The following is a 15620-nucleotide window of genomic DNA, read 5'->3' as shown; positions in this document are numbered from 1 at the left end:
ATGACCGGCCGATCGGGGTGCTGCGCGGTGAGGCGCACGCCGCGCTGGTGCTGAACCCCGGTGGTGCCGACGGTGCCGGGTTCACCGGGCACGTCACCGTCCTGGCCCCGCTGCCGGCGCTGACCGGCGGCGGCGCGCGGGCCGCCGCCGCTGATCCGGTCGGGGCAGGGCGGTCGGGAGCGGCGGGGGAGTGCGGGCCGGCGGTGGGCGGGCAGCCGATCACCGCCGCGCACCTGCGCGAGCTGCTGGCCCAGCTCGGTGGGCTCGGGCTGCAGGCTCCGCCCGGCGGCAGCCTGGCGGTCGCGATCACCGACGAGCACGGCGCGCTGCTGGCCACCGCCACCCCCGCCGAGCTGGCCCGGCTGGCCGCCAGCGGCTGCCGAGCGCACGGGCGGGAGGCGGCCTGCGCCTGCCCGCAGCTGGGGGCGCCGGCCGACCGGAACGGCTACGCGCCCGCCGCGGCGCAGGAGCGGTTCGTGCGGCTGCGCGACCGCACCTGCCGCCACCCCGGCTGCGCCCGGCCCGCCGGGCGCACCGACCTGGACCACGTCGTCCCGCACGACTGCGGCGGGCGCACCGGCTGCGACAACCTGTGCTGCCTGTGCCGCACCCACCACCGGCTCAAGACCTTCGCCCGCGGCTGGCGCTTCGCCCTGGCCCCCGACGGCACCCTCACCGTCACCACCCCGTCCGGCATCACCCGCAGCACCCGACCACCGGGCCTGCGCGACCGACCCGCGCTGCCCCCGCCACCGGCACCACCACCGGACCACACCCCGCCACCGTTCTGACGGCGGCGAGCTCAGCGCGGAGCGCTCAGCTGCCCGGCCACCTCGCCCACGACCCACACCGACGGCGGGCGGACGCCCGCCTCCTCGATCGCACGGGCCAGCCCGGCGAGCGTCGTCCGCACCGTGCGCTGGTTCGGGGTCGACCCGTCGCTCACCACCGCGACCGGCGTCTCCGCGGCGCGGCCGTGCTCCACCAGCGCGTCGGCGATGGCCGGCGCGGTGTCGACCCCCATGAGGACGACGACGGTGCCGCGCAGCCGGGCCACCGCCGCCCAGTCGACCAGCGACTGCGGGTGCCCCGGCGGCAGGTGCCCCGAGACGACGACGAACTCGTGCGTCAGCCCGCGGTGGGTGACGGGGATGCCGGCCAGCGCGGGAACGGCGATGGCGCTGGTGACGCCCGGGACCACCTCCACCGGGACACCGGCGGCCGCGCAGGCCTCGACCTCCTCCATGCCGCGGCCGAAGACGAACGGGTCGCCGCCCTTCAGCCGCACCACCCGCTTGCCCTCCAGCGCCCGCCCGACCAGGAGCTCGTTGATCTGCTCCTGCGCCATCGACCGCCCGCGGGGCAGCTTGGAGGCGTCGACCACCTCCACCTCCGGCGGCAGCGTCTCGAGCAGCTGCAGCGGAGCCAGGTGGTCGGCGACGACGACGTCGGCCGAGGCCACCGCCTGCCGGCCGCGCACGGTGATCAGGTCGGGGTCACCCGGGCCGCCGCCCACGAGGACGACGCTGCCCCGGCCGGCCGCGGAGGCCCGGCCGGCCCGGTCGCGGATCGAACCGTCGGCCAGCCCGGCGACGACGGCGTCCCGGACGGCGACCGCGCGCTGCGGATCGCCGCCGCCGTGCACCCCGACGGCGAGGTCGCCCAGCCGCCCGACGGCGGGTGTCCAGACGCTCGAGGCGGACCGGTCGTCGGCGCGGGCGCAGAAGATGCGCGCCGCCTCGGCCTCGGCCGCCACCGCAGCGTTCACCGCCGGGTCGTCGGTGGCCGCGACCGCGTACCAGGCGCCGTCCAGGTCGCCCGGCTCGTACCGGCGGGTCAGCCAGGTGACCGAGCCCGGGGCGACGAGCGCCTCCAGGGCCGGGGTGACCTCCGGGCTCACGACGGTGATCAGCGCCCGGGCCTCGAGCAGCCCGGCCACGCGGCGGTGCGCGACCCGGCCGCCGCCCGCGACGACCACGCGGCGGTCGGCCAGCCGCAGGCCGACCGGGTACACCGCCCCCGACGCGGGGGAGACGGGCGTGGCGGCCATCAGCTCTTCTCGGTCACGCCGGCGGAGTCGAAGGTGGCCACGTCGCGGAGCGCGCGGGCCGCGCTGGTCACCAGCGGCAGCGCCAGCAGGGCGCCGGTGCCCTCGCCGAGGCGCAGGTCCAGGCCGAGCAGCGGGCGCAGCCCGAGCGAGCGGAGCGCGACCGCGTGGCCGGGCTCGACCGAGGAGTGCCCGGCCAGCGCGAAGTCGATCGCCGTCGGGCACAGCGCCGCGGCCACCAGCGCGGCCGAGCCGGCGATGGCGCCGTCCAGCAGGACCGGGACCCGCGCGGCCGCGGCGCCCAGCACCAGGCCGGCGATCCCGGCGTGCTCGAGGCCGCCCAGCTCCGCCAGTGCCGCGAGCGCCTCCTCGGGCGTGGTGGGAGCCGACGGCACGCGGGCCGCGGCCTGACCGACGACGGCCACCTTGCGGGCCAGCGTCGGGTCGTCGATGCCGGTGCCCCGGCCGGTCACCGTGGCCGCGTCGGCGCCGGTGAAGGCGCACACCAGCGCCGCGGAGGGGGTGGTGTTGCCGATCCCCATGTCGCCGGTGACCAGGCACCCGGCCCGCGCGGCCAGCGTCGTCGCCACCTCGATGCCGGCCTCGACCGCGCGCCGCGCCTCGTCGAGGGTCATCGCCGGGCCGACGGCGAGGTCGGCGGTCCCGCGGCGGATCTTGCGGTCGAGCAGCCCGTCGGCCGGCTCCAGCGTCGCCGCGACCCCCATGTCGACGACGACGACCTCGGCGCCGAGGCCGGCGGCGAAGGCGTTCACCACGGCTCCGCCGGCCAGGAAGTTGGCGACCATCTGCGCGGTCACCTCCTGCGGCCACGGCGTGACGCCCTGCGCGTGCACCCCGTGGTCGCCGGCGAAGACCGCGACGGCGGCCGGCTCGGGCAGTGGCGCGGGGCACGTGCCGGCGATCCCGGCCAGCTGCGCGGCGACGTCCTCGAGCACGCCGAGCGAGCCCGGGGGCTTGGTCATCCGGTCCAGCCGCTCGCGCGCGGCCAGCTCGGCCGATGCGTCGCGCGGGGTGATCGCGGCGATCGTCTCGCCCAGCAGGGTGCCGGCGAAGGGCGTCGGGTCGGTGCTCAGCGGAACTCCTCGGCAGCAGCGGTGTCGGGTCAAGGATCGCAGCGGGTGCGGTCCGGGCGGAACGGTGGTGCGGGAGCCGCATGAGACCACGCCCGTGTGACGCGCCGGTGACGTCGTCACTTGACGGATCGGAAAGTGGCGGGCCACACTTTCCGGTATGGAAAGTGACGACCGCGCCGAGGCGCAGGCACAGCTCGCCGCCCTGCGGGCCGACCGGACGGCGCTGGCCGAGCGCGTCGTCCAGCCGTGGTGGTGGGACGTCGCCCTGGGGGTGCTGGTCTTCGTCTTCTTCGGGTCCTACGCGGTGCTCGACTGGTGGGGCATCGCGCTGGCCGGGTGCGCGTTCTTCGCCGGCGTCTACGCCCTCATCACCTGCTACCGGCGGCGCACGGGGCTGTGGCCCAGCGCCGACCGGCCCGGGCTGCAGCCGCTCCTCCGGCTGTGGCTTGCCTGCTGCACCGCCTGGGCCGTGGTGGCCGTGCTCCACCTGCAGTTCGGCTTGCCCGAGCTGCTCCTCGGGGTCTCCGCCGCCTTCGGTGGCGTCGCGGCCTGGCTGAGCCGCCGCTCGGGCCGGCTCTACGTGGCCCAGCTCCGCGCCGAGCTGTGACGGCGGTCGAACCGCGGTTCGACGCGGTCATCCACCCGCCGCCGCGGCTGCAGATCTGCGGCCTGCTGGCGGTGGTCGACTCCATGGACTTCGCCACCGTCCGCGACCAGGTGGGCGTCAGCGACTCGGTCCTCTCCAAGCACGTGAAGCAGCTCGAGGACGCCGGCTACGTGACCGTCTCCAAGTCCACCCGCGCCTCCCGGGTGCGCACCGGCCTGGCGCTGACGAAGGCCGGCCGTGCCGCGTTCGACGCGCACGTGGCCGAGCTGCGGCGGATCACCGGCGGCTGACCGCCCGGGCGTCGCCGGGCGGTCACCGGCAGAGTGGTGCCGGTGAGCACGGGGTGGCGGCGGATCGCCGACGGTGCGGCCGTCGTCCTCGTCGCCGTCGTCGTCAGCCTGCTGCTCGACCGGCTCGGGCTGCCCTCGCCGGCGCTGTTCGGCGGCCTGGTGGCGGGCCTCGGCCGTGCGCTGCTGCTGCCGGCGCCGCCGGCCGTCCCGGGACGCGCCACGACGGCGGCCCAGGCGGTCATCGGCGTCGCGATGGGCGCGCTGGTCGAGCTGGAGACGCTGCGCGCGCTCGCCGCCGACTGGCTGCCGGTCGTCCTGGTCACCCTGGCCACGCTGGCGCTGAGCCTGCTGGCCGGCCTGGTGCTGCGCCTGCAGCGCGGCATCAGCCCGGTGACCGGCGCCTTCTCGATGATCGCCGGCGGCGCGTCCGGGATCATCGTCATGGCCCGCGACCTGGGCGCCGACGAGCGCATGGTCGCGGTCCTGCAGTACCTGCGGGTGCTGCTCATCGTCGTCCTCATGCCGGTGGTCGCCACCGGGGTCTACGGCGCGTCCTCGGGCGGAGGACCAGCAGGGGACGACGGCGGCGCGGGCTGGCCGGCCGGCCTGCTGTTCACCGTCGGCTGCTCGGTCGTCGGGCTGGCCGTCGGCCGGCTGGTGCGGCTCCCGGTCGCCGCGCTGCTCGGCCCGCTGCTCGCCGCGGTCGTCGTCGAGCTGACCGGGCTCGCCGGTGCGGCCGACGTCCCGGCGTTCGTCGAGAGCGCAGCCTTCCTGGTCATCGGGCTGCAGGTCGGGCTCAGCTTCACCCGCACCAGCCTGAGCACCATCGGCCGCGCGCTGCCGCTGGCGCTGGCCGTCATCCTCGGGCTGGTGCTGGCCTGCGCCGGGCTGGGGGCGGTGCTCTCCGCCGTCACCGGCGCCAGCGCCCTGGACGGCTACCTCGCCACCACGCCGGGTGGGCTGTACGCCGTGCTCGCGACCGCCACCGGCAGCGGTGCCGACGCCACGTTCGTGCTCGCCGTCCAGGTGCTGCGGCTGTTCGTGATGCTGCTCAGTGCGCCGCTCGTGGCCCGGGTGCTGCGGCGCACCGGGGGCCGCTGAGCGCGCTGCGCCCACCCCCGTGTCGTCGTCCGCGCCTACCCTGGCTGACCGCGGGACGAGACGAGGGAGCGCAGAACTGTCCGAGGACGCTGGAACCGGCACCGACTGCGGCGCCGACGACGCGGTGCTGCTGTTCGTCGGGGGGCCGCTGGACGGGCGGGTCGAGATCCGCGCGGCGCGGCACGGGGAGCCGCTGCCGACGATCACGCACGTGCACCTGCACGACGGCCCCAAGGTCGTGCACCGGTACGACCTGCAGGAGCTCCCCGGCCAGGCGGGCGTCTACACCCTGCGCCCGCCGGTGCGCCGCCCCGCGCGCGACGAGTCCGTCGCCGACTGACTCACCAGCCCTGGACGCGGGCTGCCTCGGCGACCACCCGCTCGAAGCGGGCCCGGTCCAGGGCGGCGCCCTCCCGCCGCACGGTGGCCGGGTCCAGCACGAGGAGCCGGTCGAGCCGCACCTCGCTGGGCCGGCCGCGCGCGTCCCACGCGCCGCTGCCGATGTCGGTCCAGCGCCGACCGTGGCGCGCCTCGTCGGCGGCGTCGCGGTCGTGGTCCCTGCTGCTGAGCATCAACCCCAGCAGGTCGCTGCCGCGTCGGCCGATCACGAGCACCGGGCGGTCCTTGCCGCGCCCGTCGCCCTCGTCGTAGGGCACCCACGCCCAGACGATCTCGCCCGGATCGGCGGCGTCGTCGTCCCGCGGGCGGTACTCGACGTCCACGGCCGGGCGGGCGGGGGCCCGCACCCGGCGGAGGGCGCCGAGGACGGCGCCGGCCGCCCGTCGGAGCCCGCGCTGCGCTGCCATGCCGGGCACGCTACGGCCCCTGCTGTCACTTGTGACACATCGGCACCAAATGGTCACGCACGGGGTTGGGACTGCCGATGACGGGGAACCACCCCCGCACGGGGTGGTGGTCACGGGTGGTCGTGGGTGGTTCCCCGGGAGGAAGGGGGTCTCCATGACTTCGGCAGAACCGGCGCGCCCCGCCGTCCCCAGGGCGCGCGAGGTGCAGGCCAGCGTGCTCGCGGCTTTCCAGCTGGTCGAGGACGCGCGTTACCTGGGCATCGACCGCAGACCGCGGCGCCGGCGGGTCAGGGCGATGGCCGAGCGGGCCATCGCCGACCGCAAGCTCGCCCGCGACCTGCGCGCCAGCTAGGCAAACCGGACCGCGCCGGCTAGGCGACGCAGAACTCGTTGCCCTCCGGGTCGGCGAGGGTCACCCACGTGAACGGCCCCTGGGCGCCCCGCCACAGCTCCCGGGCGCCGCGCTCCACCAGCCGCGCCACCTCGGGCTCGCGGGCCTCGTCGCCGACCCGGACGTCCAGGTGCAGCCGGTTCTTGACCGTCTTGGCCTCGGGCACGAGCTGGAAGAGGACCCGCGGACGGCCGGGCTCGGGCGAGGTGATGGCCGCACCGGCCCTCCACACCAGGGCACCGCGGTGCGTGGTGGTGTCGGACTCGCGGGCCGCGCCCTGCTCCACCATGCGGCGGATGAAGGCCTCGTCCTGCGGTTCCACCTGCCAGCCCAGGGTCTCGGCCCACCAGTCGGCCAGCGCGTGCGGCGACGAGGAGTCGACCACGATCTGCACGTCGAAGGACATGCGGCGCAGGCTAGGGCGCGGTACCGACAGCCCTACAGCTCCTCGGCCAGCCCGGCCCGGATCGTCGCGTCGTCCGGCAGGTCGACGTCCAGCGCGCAGTGGTCCTTGATGACCCGGCCGAAGGGGGTCAGCGTGCCCGGCTCCACCCGCTGCGCCGGGTCCCACAGCCCGGAGCGCATGACCGACTTGGGGCACTGGAAGTAGGCCTTGCGGACGGTGAGCACGAGGACCGACAGCGGTGCCCGCCCGAACTCGGTGAGGTCCACGTCGAGCTCGTCGTGGCCCACCAGCTCCGCCGTCCCGTAGACGCGCAGCGTCTGCTCGACACCCGGCACCAGGAACATCAGCGCCGCGCGCGGGTTCACGGCGACGTTGCGCAGGCTGTCGACCCGGTTGTTGCCCGGGCGGTCGGGGAGCGCCAGCCGGTGCTCGTCGAGGACGTGCACGAACCCCCGGTCGCCGCCGCGCGGGGAGATCTCCGGCCAGCCGTCGGCATCCGCCGTCGCCAGCGTGGCGAACGGGGAGTGCGCGATGAACTCGCGGCAGTGCCGGTCGAGGTGGTCGATCACCTTGTCCAGCACCAGGCCACCCGGCGTCCGGTACCCGGCGAGGACCGGGTCGTCGGTGGGCAGCGGGGGAGGGGGAGCGGCGGGCACGCGACGACGGTAGACGGCGCCGCGGCTAGCGTGGCACCCCGTGCCGCAGGTGTGGAGTGCTCCGGTCCGCTTCGTCGAGTGCGACCAGCAGGGCGTGGTGTTCAACGCGCACTACCTGGTCTGGGCCGACGAGGCGGTCGCCTCCTGGTGGACCGGGCGGGGCGTCGACTGGGCCGCGCTGAACGCCGCCGGCACGGAGTACCTCGTGGTCGCCAGCGCGCTGGAGTGGCGCTCGTCGGCACGGTACGGCGACACGGTGGACGTGGACGCCGAGCTGGAGAAGCTGGGCCGGACCAGCGCCACCGTGCGGTTCGGGATCCGGGTCGGCGACCGGCTGTGCTGCACGGTGCGCACCACCTACGTGTGCACCGCCGCGGGCGCTCCGGTGCCGTGGCCGGACGAGGTCCGGGAGTCCCTCAGCGGGAGCTGACCGCCTCGGGGGTGTCGCCCCAGCCGGCCTTCTCCTGCCCGGACAGCTCCGCGATCGCCTCCATGATCGTGTCGGTGACCTCGCGCCGCGCCCGGCCCTTGCCGGCCTGCCCGCGGTGCTCGGGGAAGCGCAGCGGCTCACCGAAGGTCACCGAGACGCGACGCGGCCGCGGCCAGCGGGCCCCCACCGGCTGGATGCGGTCGGTCCCGTGGACGGCGACGGGGACGACCGGGCAGTCCGCGGTCAGCGCCAGCCAGGCGACCCCCGTCTTGCCCCGGGCCAGCCGGCCGTCGCGGGACCGGGTCCCCTCCGGGTAGATGCCGAACGCGTCGCCGCGCTGCAGCACGCCCAGCGCGGTGTCCAGCGCGGCCTGGGCGGCCCGGTGGGTCTCCCGCTCCACGGGCAGCGCGCCGAGCGCGGTGAACAGGGCCCGGGAGAACCAGCCGCTCAGCCCGGTACCGGTGAAGTACTCGGCCTTGGCCAGGTACGCCACGCGGCGGGGGGCGACGGTCGGGATCGCGATGCTGTCGATGAACGACAGGTGGTTGCTGGCCAGGATGACCGGGCCGCGCAGCGGGACGTTGCCGCGACCGGTCACCCGAGGCCGGAACAGCACCCAGAAGATCGGCCGGATGACGAAGCGGGCGATGACGTAGAACACCCGGGGGCTCCTCCTCGGTCCGGCCGGCAGCAACCGGCGCCCGGTGGCCTCCGCATCATCCCCAACGCCGCTCCGCGGTGGGCGCACGGCTCCCCGCGGCGCTCCCGGGTCAGCCGCCGCGGTGCTCGGGCGGGCAGGCGTCCCGCAGGATCGTGCTCAGGTCCTCCGGCAGCCGGCCGTGCCCGCACGCCGAGGCGGTGATGGCCTCGGCGACGTCGCGGACCTTGCGGTGGGTGTGGCTGGACATGTGCGCGAGGAGCTCGAAGGCCACCTGCTCGCCGCACCCGGTGAGCAGCATGAGCATGCCCTTGGCCTGCTCGATCGTGGCCCGGCTGGCCATCGCGGCGCGAAGCTGCTCGACCTCCCGGGTGAGGGTCTCGACGAGCTCGGCGCCGTCGGCCGGTGATCGGTCGGAGGGCGCACCGGGGAGCGGTCCGCCGTCGCGCAGGGAGCGGACGGTGCGCGTGCGGGACAGGGCCGGTGAGGACATGGGGGCCTCCGCGGGCCGGGCGTACCGGAGTCCGGCAGACCCCGGCGCCGTGGGCTCGACCGCCGCGGGTCACCGGCCGCGCGGGCCGGTCGCAGGTGATGCGGGCACGGTACGACGGAGTCCGGTTCGGCGCACCACGGCGGGGCACGCCGCCGACGAGGCGGCCGGGGGCCGTCCCTAGGATCGGCGGACATGCGCCTGCCCGGCCGTTACGACGGCGTCGCCCGGCCGATCGTCACCTACGGCAGCAACCCCGTGCTGCACCGCCCGTGCGCGCCGGTGACCGAGTTCGACCGCGACCTCCGCCACCTGCTCCTCGACATGTTCGCCAGCATGTCCGCCGCCGACGGCGTGGGGCTGGCGGCCAACCAGATCGGCGTCGACGCGCGGATCTTCGTCATCGACTGCCCGGATGCGGACGGCGAGGACGTCGTCGGCTACGCGATCAACCCGGTGCTGACCGTCCTCGAGCCGGTCGGTGACGAGCCGGCGGAGGAGGTCACCGAGGAGGGGTGCCTGTCGGTGCCCGGGCCGTACGCCGAGCTGCCGCGGGCCTTCCGCGCCCGGGTGGACGGCGTCGACGTGCACGGCGACCCGGTGTCGATCGAGGCGACCGGGATGGCCGCCCGCTGCCTGCAGCACGAGGTCGACCACCTCGAGGGCATCGTCTACGTCGACCGGCTGCCGGAGGAGCTGCGCGAGCGGCTGCTGGCCGAGGCCGAGGGGCCCAGCGGCGACCTGCCGGCGTGACGTCGTCCGGGGCCGGGCTGCGCTCCCGGCTGGTCCTGTTCGACCTTGACGGGACGCTGGTCGACTCGACCCCCGGCATCCGGGCGTCGGTCCGGGTGGCCGCCCGCGAGCTCGGGCTGCCCGAGCCGACGCCGGCGCAGCTGACCGCGATGGTCGGCCCACCCCTGCAGGACGGGTTCCGGTTCGTCCTCGGCGTCCCGCCCGACGACGTGCCGCACGCCGTCGCCGCCTACCGCGCGCACTACGCCGCCGGGGCGCTGCTCGACGCCACCGTGCACGAGGGCATCCCCGAGCTGCTCACCGACCTCTCGGCGCAGGGCGCCGTCCTCGCCGTCGCGACGAGCAAGCCGAGGGTGTTCGCCGTCCGGGTCCTCCGGCACACCGGCCTGCTGCCGTCCTTCGCGTCGGTGCACGGCGCGACCCTGGACGGCGCCGTCCGGCACAAGGACCAGGTCGTGGCGGCGGCCCTGGCCGCGCACCCGGAAGGAGTCCGACCGGTGCTGGTCGGCGACCGCGAGCACGACGTCCTCGGCGCCGCCGCGCACGGGGTGCCCTGCATCGGGGCCGGCTGGGGCCCCGCCCCGGCCGGTGAGCTCGCGGCGGCCGGGGCCGCGGCGATCGCGGCGGTACCGAGCGGCGTGCTCGACGCGCTGACCCGCGTCTGATCCCGCTCAGGCCGCGAGCGGCTCGGAGCGGCGGCGCAGCACCAGGCTCCCGGCGGCGGTGAGGGCGAGGACGACGACCGCGGCGCCGTAGATCTCCGCCGTCCGCTCCAGCCCGATCCCGTCGACGGCCAGGCCCGCGGCGACGGCCGGCAGGCTGAACATCAGGTAGCTGACGACGAAGACGCTCGACAGCAGGCCGGCCCGCTCACCAGGGGCCACGCTGCGGGTGACGGTGGCCATGGCGCCGAGGAAGGCCGCCCCGAAGCCGAACCCGGAGACGACGGCGGCGGCGAAGAACACGGCCAGCGAACCGGTCAGCAGGCCGGTGATGGTGCCGCCGACCCCGACGGAGAAGACCAGCGCGCCGAGGACCATCGCGCGCTCGGGGACCGCCGAGCGCAGCGCCAGCGATCCGACCAGGCCGGTGCCGTTGAGCGCGAGGATGAGCAGGCTGCCGACCAGGTGGTCGTCGACGCCGAACACCCCGGAGACCAGCGACGGGCCGAGCGAGGCGTAGAGCCCGCCGAGCGCCCAGGTCGCGGCCAGGCAGGGGAGGACGACGAGGAACGCCGGGCGCTGCGCCCGCGGGACGCGCGCGTCCGGCCGGAGCGAGGCCAGGGCGCCCGGCGTCCGCGGCGAGGTCTCCGGGAGCAGCAGGACACCACCCGCGGCGAGCACGAACACCGCGGTGAGGACGCCGAAGACCCAGTCGGTCGGGGTGGCGACGAACTCCACCAGGACGCCGGCACCCACCGCGCCGAGGGACAGGCCGAGCCCCGGGGAGGCGCTGTTCACCAGCGGGCCCAGCGGCTTGTCCGTGCGCTGCAGGTCGAGCAGGGCCGCCCCGAGGGCGCCGGTCATGGCGCCGGTCGCCAGTCCCTGCACCACCCGGGCGACCATCAGCCAGCCCACCCCGTCGGCGGTGAGGAACAGCAGCATGGCCCCGGCCTGGACGAGCAGCGCCGCGGCCAGCACCGGACGGCGACCGACGTGGTCCGACAGCGCCCCCACCACGAGCAGCGCGACGAGCAGCGCCAGTGCGTAGACGGCGAACACCGTCGTCAGCACGCCGGAGCTGAAGCCGAACCGCTCCTGGTAGACGCGGTACAGCGGGGAGGGCACGCCGGAGGCCGCGAGCACGAGCACCAGGAGGAGGGCGACCGACCAGAAGGCGGCGGACCGGGGGACGCGGAACGGCACGAACGGGGACAAGGCGGCAGGCGATCGGCCGATTCCCGCTCGCGGCGCGTCGGCCGTGGGGTGACCGGTGCCCGGGCGGGGTAGCGGGGGCGCATGGCGCTCCCCCGGATCCTCGTGCTCGTGCTCGCCGGTGGTGCCGGTGGGCGGCTGGAACTGCTCACCGACCAGCGGGCGAAACCGGCGGTGCCGTTCGCGGGCGTCTACCGGCTGATCGACTTCCCGCTGAGCAACTGCCAGCACTCGCACATCGCCGACGTGTGGGTCTCCATCCAGTTCCACCCGACGTCGCTGTCGGAGCACCTGGCCAACGGGCGGCCGTGGGACCTCGACCGGACGTCGGGCGGGCTGCTCACGCTGCCGCCCTTCCAGGGCACCGAGCGGGGCGGGTGGAACACCGGGACGGCGGACTCGCTGTGGCGGCACGCCGGGCTGGTCCGGGACTTCGCCCCCGACGCCCTGGTCGTGGTCAGCGCCGACGCCGTCTACAAGCTGGACTACCGGGAGGTGGTGGAGGCCCACCTCGGCTCCGGTGGGGAGGTGACGATGGTGACCACCGAGGTCGCCGCGGACGACGCCCCGCGCTACGGGATCGTCGAGACCGACGGCGACCGGGTCACCGGGTACGCCTACAAGCCCGACGAGCCGGCCACGACGACCGCCACCAACGAGGTGTTCGTGTTCGACCCGGGGCCGACGCTGGACCGGCTCGAGCAGCTGAACGACGAAGTCGGCGAGGAGGGGCTGGAGGACCTCGGCAGCCACCTGCTGCCCGCGCAGACCCGCGACGGCGCGGCCCGCGCCTACCGGTTCGACGGCTACTGGCGCGACGTCGGCACGATCGACGCGTACTGGGAGGCGCACCGCGAGTTCATCCAGGAGGACCCGCCGCTCGACCTGGACGACCCGGCGTGGCCGGTCCGCACCCGCGGCGGCCGGCACAGCGCCGCCCGGATCCTGCGCGGTGCGGTCGTCGAGGACAGCCTGGTGTCCGGTGGCACCCGGGTGGCCGGCGAGGTGCGCGGCTCGGTGCTCGCGCCCGGGGTGGTCGTGGAGCGCGGCGCCACCGTCGTCGACTCGGTGCTGCTGCCGGGGGCGCGGGTGCGCTCGGGCGCGACCGTGACGCGGGCCGTGCTGGACGACGGCGTCGAGATCGGCGACGGCGCCTCGGTGGGTGGCGACGGCGACATCGCGCTCGTGGGCCGGCGCGCCCGCGTGCACGACGGCGCCACGCTCGGGGCCGGTGCCCGCTTCCCCGAGGAGGGGTGAGCGGCCCGGGAAGGGCGACCGGCCCGATCGCCTTGCAGGCGGCATGACCCAGCCGTTCGAGATCGACCTGCACTCGGAGTTCATGCGCGCGGACCTGTTCCTCGCGATGGGGCAGCCGACCGAGGCGGCACGGATCCTCGAAGCGGTGGTCGAGGCCGAGCCCGCCAACGAGGCCGCGCTGGAGCTCCTGGCCCGCTCCTACTTCGGCTCGGCCCAGCTGGCCAAGGCCGAGGGAGCGCTCGTCCGGCTCGTGACCCTGGCACCGGCCAACGGCTGGGCGCGACGCGCCCTCGCCCGGACGCTGGAGCGGCAGAGCCGGCACGACGAGGCGGCGCCGCACCACCGCGTCGCAGACGCCCTGGGCGCCGCCTGAGCGGTGCCCGCAACGGTCCGGGAATCGGCCCTGGTGCCGGAGCGGACCGCGTGGGACCGCATCGCCCCCACCTCGGCGAAGGGCGACGGCCATGACCTCCGTGCACGCTCCCGGAACCACCACCCTCGACGTCTACGAGCTCGCCTGCCTCGCAGGAGGACCCCGCCGCGTCGCCGAGGCGGCGGTCGTCGCCCTCGCGGAGAGCGGGCGGCTCCGGGTCCTCGTGCCGTCGGGTGAGCTGCAGGTCGTGGCGCACCGGCCCCGGCACCCGGTCGAGGCCGCGGTGCTCCACGCGGTCGCCGGCCGGGGGCACCGGTCGCTGGAGACCGTCGCGTGGCGGCTGCGCTCCGACGAGCGCGTCGTCGGTCTGGTGGCGGGCCTCTCCGCCCGCGGTCTCCTGGTGCAGCGGCCGGTGTCCCGCTGGCGCCCGGGCCGGTCGCTGACCACCGCCGGCCGCCGCGAGCTCCGGGCGGTCCGCCGCTCCTTGCCGGTGGACCTCGTCGCAGGCGGGACGAGCGCGCTGCTGGTCGCGCTGCGCGGTCCGGCGGCCATGCCCGACGTCGAGGAGCGCGCGGCGCTGTTCCACCCGCCGCGCTCGCGGGCGCCGCGGCGGGTGCTGGCGTGGGGCCGGCCGGGCGACGGCCAGGGCCGCACGCCGGGTGCCGTGTACTTCGCCGGTGGGGGCTCGTCGTGGGACCTGGGCGGCGGGGTCGGCGACGGCGGGTGCGGGGACGGCGGCGGGGGCTGCTGAGCGCCCTCCGCGGCCCGGTTGGTTGGTCCGCGCAGCGCAACACGTCGTCACCCCACGCCGGTCCTGGCCGGTTCCGACGACTCGGGCGGCTCTCGCTGGGCACCCCTTCGTCATGAGCATCCTCGGACGACTGATGGGCACGGCAGAAGGTGCTGCGCGCGGCGCGGCTCGAGGTGGGCGGGGGACCGCCCGGCGCCCCGTGGGCCGCACGACGGGACGAGGCCTCGGCACGGGACGAGGCCTCGGCACGGGTCGGGGCCGCGCCCCCGCACCGGCCGCCGGTGGCGGGCTGGGCAGGCTCGTCGGCGGGCTGCTGCGCGGCCGCTGACCTCGACCGCTACCAGACGACGGCGGCGGCCAGGAGGGTCGCCGTCGTCGTCACCTCACCCATCGCACCCATGACGTCGCCGGTGACCCCACCCAGCCGGGTGCGGGCCCGGCGGTGCAGCAGTTCCGCGGCGAGCAAGCCGATGACCGCCGTCCCCACGAGGCGTGCGGCGTCCGCGGCGTCACCGGCCAGGACCGCCGCGGCGACGACGACCCCCGCGGTGACCAGCCAGCAGCCGGCCAGCCAGACGCGCGACACGGTGCCGGCGACGGCGGTGCCCAGCGACGAGCCGGGAGCGACGGCGACGCCCGGCAGGCCGGCGCGCGCCATCGCCAGCCGTGCCCCGACGACGGCGGTCCAGAGCGCCAGCCAGCCGCCGTCGGCGGGCAGCAGCGCGGCCAGGCAGGCGGCCTGGAGCAGCAGCGTCAGGACGAGGGTCGCCACCCCGAACGGGCCGACGTCGCTCTGGCGCATCACCTGCAGCGCGCGCTCCCGGCCGCGCAGCGGGCCCAGGCCGTCCGCGGTGTCGGCCAGCCCGTCCAGGTGCAGGCCGCGGGTGAGCAGCGCCAGGGCGGCAAGGGCCAGGACCGCGCCGGCGAGGGGGGAGACGGTGCGGGTGCCCAGCGCCCCGACGGCGGCGGCGGCGGCCCCGAGCACCGCTCCCACCAGCGGCGCCCAGGGCAGCACCCCGCGGGTCGACGTCGACGCGCTCGCGGGCACCCGCAGCGCGGTCAGCATCCCCGCGGACTCCAGCGGCCCGGTGAACCTCACCGCAGGCGCTGGGGGAGGCCGGCGACGACGAACCACACCTCGTCGGCGGTGCCGGCCAGCCGCTGGTTGACGTCGCCGAGCGCGTCGCGGAACAGCCGGCCCGCCCGGGTCTCCGGGACCACGCCCAGGCCCACCTCGTCGCTGACGGCGACGACGTCCGCGGGGGTCATGGCCCAGGCGTTGACCAGGGCGTCGCAGCGCGCGGCCAGCCGCTGGGCCGACCCCTCGTCATCGGTCCAGACGCCGGTCTCGTCCATGAGCGCCGTGACCCAGGTCGTCACGCTGTCGACGAGCACCGTCCCGCGCCGGAGCAGGTCCGACGGCGCGGTCGTCTCGACCGTCGTCCAGCCGGCCGGCCGCCGGGCCCGGTGCGCCGCGACCCGCGCCGCCCACTCGGGGTCGCCGTCGGACCGCGCGGAGGTGGCCAGGTAGGTGACGTCGGCCCGGCCCGCCACCAGCGACTCGGCGTGCGCCGACTTCCCCGAGCGCGAGCCGCCCAGCACGAGCACCCTGCTCATCGGGCTGTGCTCACGGCGC

22 protein-coding genes are annotated in these 15620 nt (G+C 76.5%); 12 read left to right on the top strand and 10 right to left on the bottom strand.

The genetic code is table 11. The features are described 5' to 3' along the window. Positions 1–791, top strand: a 791-nt coding sequence (locus DQ241_RS21405) for an HNH endonuclease signature motif containing protein (protein ID WP_199584771.1), incomplete at its 5' end; no start/stop codon positions are given. A gap of 11 nt (positions 792–802) precedes the next feature. On the opposite strand, the gene cobA is transcribed toward DQ241_RS21405, so the two are convergent. Further along, on the bottom strand, positions 803–2050 hold the full coding sequence (gene cobA / locus DQ241_RS19765; protein WP_113831912.1) for a uroporphyrinogen-III C-methyltransferase: 1248 nt from the start codon (positions 2048–2050) through the stop codon (positions 803–805). Then, entirely contained in the window at positions 2050–3174 is a 1125-nt protein-coding gene (gene cobT / locus DQ241_RS19760) for a nicotinate-nucleotide--dimethylbenzimidazole phosphoribosyltransferase (protein ID WP_233492586.1), read from the bottom strand. Before cobT ends, cobA begins: the two co-directional genes overlap by 1 nt. Positions 3175–3298: 124 nt before the next feature. Between cobT and DQ241_RS19755 the strand changes: the two genes are divergently transcribed. The 4 genes from DQ241_RS19755 to DQ241_RS19740 all read left to right on the top strand — a co-directional run bounded on the left by DQ241_RS19755 (position 3299) and on the right by DQ241_RS19740 (position 5479). Next, complete coding sequence (locus DQ241_RS19755; RefSeq protein WP_113831911.1) at positions 3299–3748, top strand: hypothetical protein; 450 nt, start codon at positions 3299–3301, stop codon at positions 3746–3748. Further along, positions 3745–4038: a transcriptional regulator gene (locus tag DQ241_RS19750; RefSeq protein WP_113831910.1), complete on the top strand. Its 294-nt coding sequence runs from the start codon at positions 3745–3747 to the stop codon at positions 4036–4038. The genes DQ241_RS19755 and DQ241_RS19750 overlap by 4 nt, the downstream gene beginning before the upstream one ends. Before the next feature lie 42 nt (positions 4039–4080). Further along, entirely contained in the window at positions 4081–5139 is a 1059-nt protein-coding gene (locus tag DQ241_RS19745; RefSeq protein WP_113831935.1) for an AbrB family transcriptional regulator, read from the top strand. Between the two features lie 124 nt (positions 5140–5263). Further along, a complete protein-coding gene (locus DQ241_RS19740) occupies positions 5264–5479 on the top strand; it encodes a hypothetical protein (protein ID WP_233492585.1) in 216 nt (71 codons plus the stop codon). 1 nt (position 5480) lies between these two features. Here the strand turns inward: DQ241_RS19740 and DQ241_RS19735 are convergent, their stop codons facing one another. After that, positions 5481–5945 (bottom strand): type II toxin-antitoxin system PemK/MazF family toxin, encoded by a 465-nt coding sequence (locus DQ241_RS19735; protein ID WP_113831909.1) that lies wholly within the window; start codon positions 5943–5945, stop codon positions 5481–5483. 154 nt (positions 5946–6099) lie between these two features. Here DQ241_RS19735 and DQ241_RS20450 point away from each other — a divergent pair, with 154 nt between their 5' ends. Continuing rightward, the gene (locus DQ241_RS20450) at positions 6100–6297 is read left to right on the top strand and encodes a hypothetical protein (protein ID WP_147252416.1); all 198 of its coding nucleotides are present in this window, start codon (positions 6100–6102) and stop codon (positions 6295–6297) included. Between the two features lie 19 nt (positions 6298–6316). On the opposite strand, the gene DQ241_RS19730 is transcribed toward DQ241_RS20450, so the two are convergent. Next, the gene (locus DQ241_RS19730) at positions 6317–6742 is read right to left on the bottom strand and encodes a VOC family protein (RefSeq protein ID WP_113831908.1); all 426 of its coding nucleotides are present in this window, start codon (positions 6740–6742) and stop codon (positions 6317–6319) included. A gap of 32 nt (positions 6743–6774) precedes the next feature. After that, positions 6775–7398, bottom strand: a complete 624-nt coding sequence (locus tag DQ241_RS19725) for an MSMEG_1061 family FMN-dependent PPOX-type flavoprotein (RefSeq protein WP_233492584.1) — start codon at positions 7396–7398, stop codon at positions 6775–6777. Positions 7399–7438: 40 nt separating this feature from the next. Here DQ241_RS19725 and DQ241_RS19720 point away from each other — a divergent pair, with 40 nt between their 5' ends. Further along, positions 7439–7828: a thioesterase family protein gene (locus tag DQ241_RS19720; RefSeq protein ID WP_113831907.1), complete on the top strand. Its 390-nt coding sequence runs from the start codon at positions 7439–7441 to the stop codon at positions 7826–7828. Here the strand turns inward: DQ241_RS19720 and DQ241_RS19715 are convergent. Both DQ241_RS19715 and DQ241_RS19710 read right to left on the bottom strand, forming a co-directional pair. Continuing rightward, positions 7815–8489 carry a 1-acyl-sn-glycerol-3-phosphate acyltransferase gene (locus DQ241_RS19715; protein ID WP_113831906.1) on the bottom strand — a complete coding sequence of 225 codons (675 nt, stop codon included), beginning with the start codon at positions 8487–8489 and terminating at the stop codon, positions 7815–7817. The two genes, DQ241_RS19720 and DQ241_RS19715, sit on opposite strands and share 14 nt — an antisense overlap. Before the next feature lie 109 nt (positions 8490–8598). After that, the gene (locus DQ241_RS19710; RefSeq protein ID WP_113831905.1) at positions 8599–8979 is read right to left on the bottom strand and encodes an ANTAR domain-containing protein; all 381 of its coding nucleotides are present in this window, start codon (positions 8977–8979) and stop codon (positions 8599–8601) included. Positions 8980–9171: 192 nt separating this feature from the next. On the opposite strand from DQ241_RS19710, the gene def reads away from it, so the two are divergent. Continuing rightward, positions 9172–9729: a peptide deformylase gene (def, locus tag DQ241_RS19705; RefSeq protein ID WP_113831904.1), complete on the top strand. Its 558-nt coding sequence runs from the start codon at positions 9172–9174 to the stop codon at positions 9727–9729. Next, complete coding sequence (locus tag DQ241_RS19700) at positions 9726–10394, top strand: HAD hydrolase-like protein (RefSeq protein ID WP_113831903.1); 669 nt, start codon at positions 9726–9728, stop codon at positions 10392–10394. Before def ends, DQ241_RS19700 begins: the two co-directional genes overlap by 4 nt. 6 nt (positions 10395–10400) lie before the next feature. Here DQ241_RS19700 and DQ241_RS19695 read toward each other — a convergent pair whose 3' ends face one another. Next, a complete protein-coding gene (locus tag DQ241_RS19695) occupies positions 10401–11606 on the bottom strand; it encodes an MFS transporter (protein WP_233492583.1) in 1206 nt (401 codons plus the stop codon). A gap of 81 nt (positions 11607–11687) precedes the next feature. Here DQ241_RS19695 and DQ241_RS19690 point away from each other — a divergent pair, with 81 nt between their 5' ends. The 3 genes from DQ241_RS19690 (at position 11688) to DQ241_RS19680 (ending at position 13984) form a co-directional block, all read left to right on the top strand. Beyond that, complete coding sequence (locus DQ241_RS19690; RefSeq protein ID WP_113831901.1) at positions 11688–12860, top strand: glucose-1-phosphate adenylyltransferase family protein; 1173 nt, start codon at positions 11688–11690, stop codon at positions 12858–12860. A 43-nt stretch (positions 12861–12903) separates the two neighbouring features. Then, on the top strand, positions 12904–13233 hold the full coding sequence (locus DQ241_RS19685; protein ID WP_113831900.1) for a tetratricopeptide repeat protein: 330 nt from the start codon (positions 12904–12906) through the stop codon (positions 13231–13233). Between the two features lie 91 nt (positions 13234–13324). Further along, positions 13325–13984, top strand: coding sequence for a TIGR04222 domain-containing membrane protein (locus DQ241_RS19680; protein WP_113831899.1), 660 nt, complete (start codon positions 13325–13327; stop codon positions 13982–13984). 337 nt (positions 13985–14321) lie between these two features. On the opposite strand, the gene DQ241_RS19670 is transcribed toward DQ241_RS19680, so the two are convergent. Then, positions 14322–15083 (bottom strand): adenosylcobinamide-GDP ribazoletransferase, encoded by a 762-nt coding sequence (locus DQ241_RS19670; protein ID WP_113831897.1) that lies wholly within the window; start codon positions 15081–15083, stop codon positions 14322–14324. Beyond that, positions 15080–15601 carry a bifunctional adenosylcobinamide kinase/adenosylcobinamide-phosphate guanylyltransferase gene (cobU, locus tag DQ241_RS19665; protein ID WP_113831896.1) on the bottom strand — a complete coding sequence of 174 codons (522 nt, stop codon included), beginning with the start codon at positions 15599–15601 and terminating at the stop codon, positions 15080–15082. The genes DQ241_RS19670 and cobU overlap by 4 nt, the downstream gene beginning before the upstream one ends. Positions 15602–15620 lie beyond the last annotated feature (19 nt).

The sequence above is a fragment of the Blastococcus sp. TF02A-30 genome (assembly GCF_003319185.1).
Lineage (GTDB): Bacteria > Actinomycetota > Actinomycetes > Mycobacteriales > Geodermatophilaceae > Blastococcus.
The sequence above is the reverse complement of the archived record's forward strand: the minus strand, read 5'-3'. Positions and strand labels throughout refer to the sequence as shown.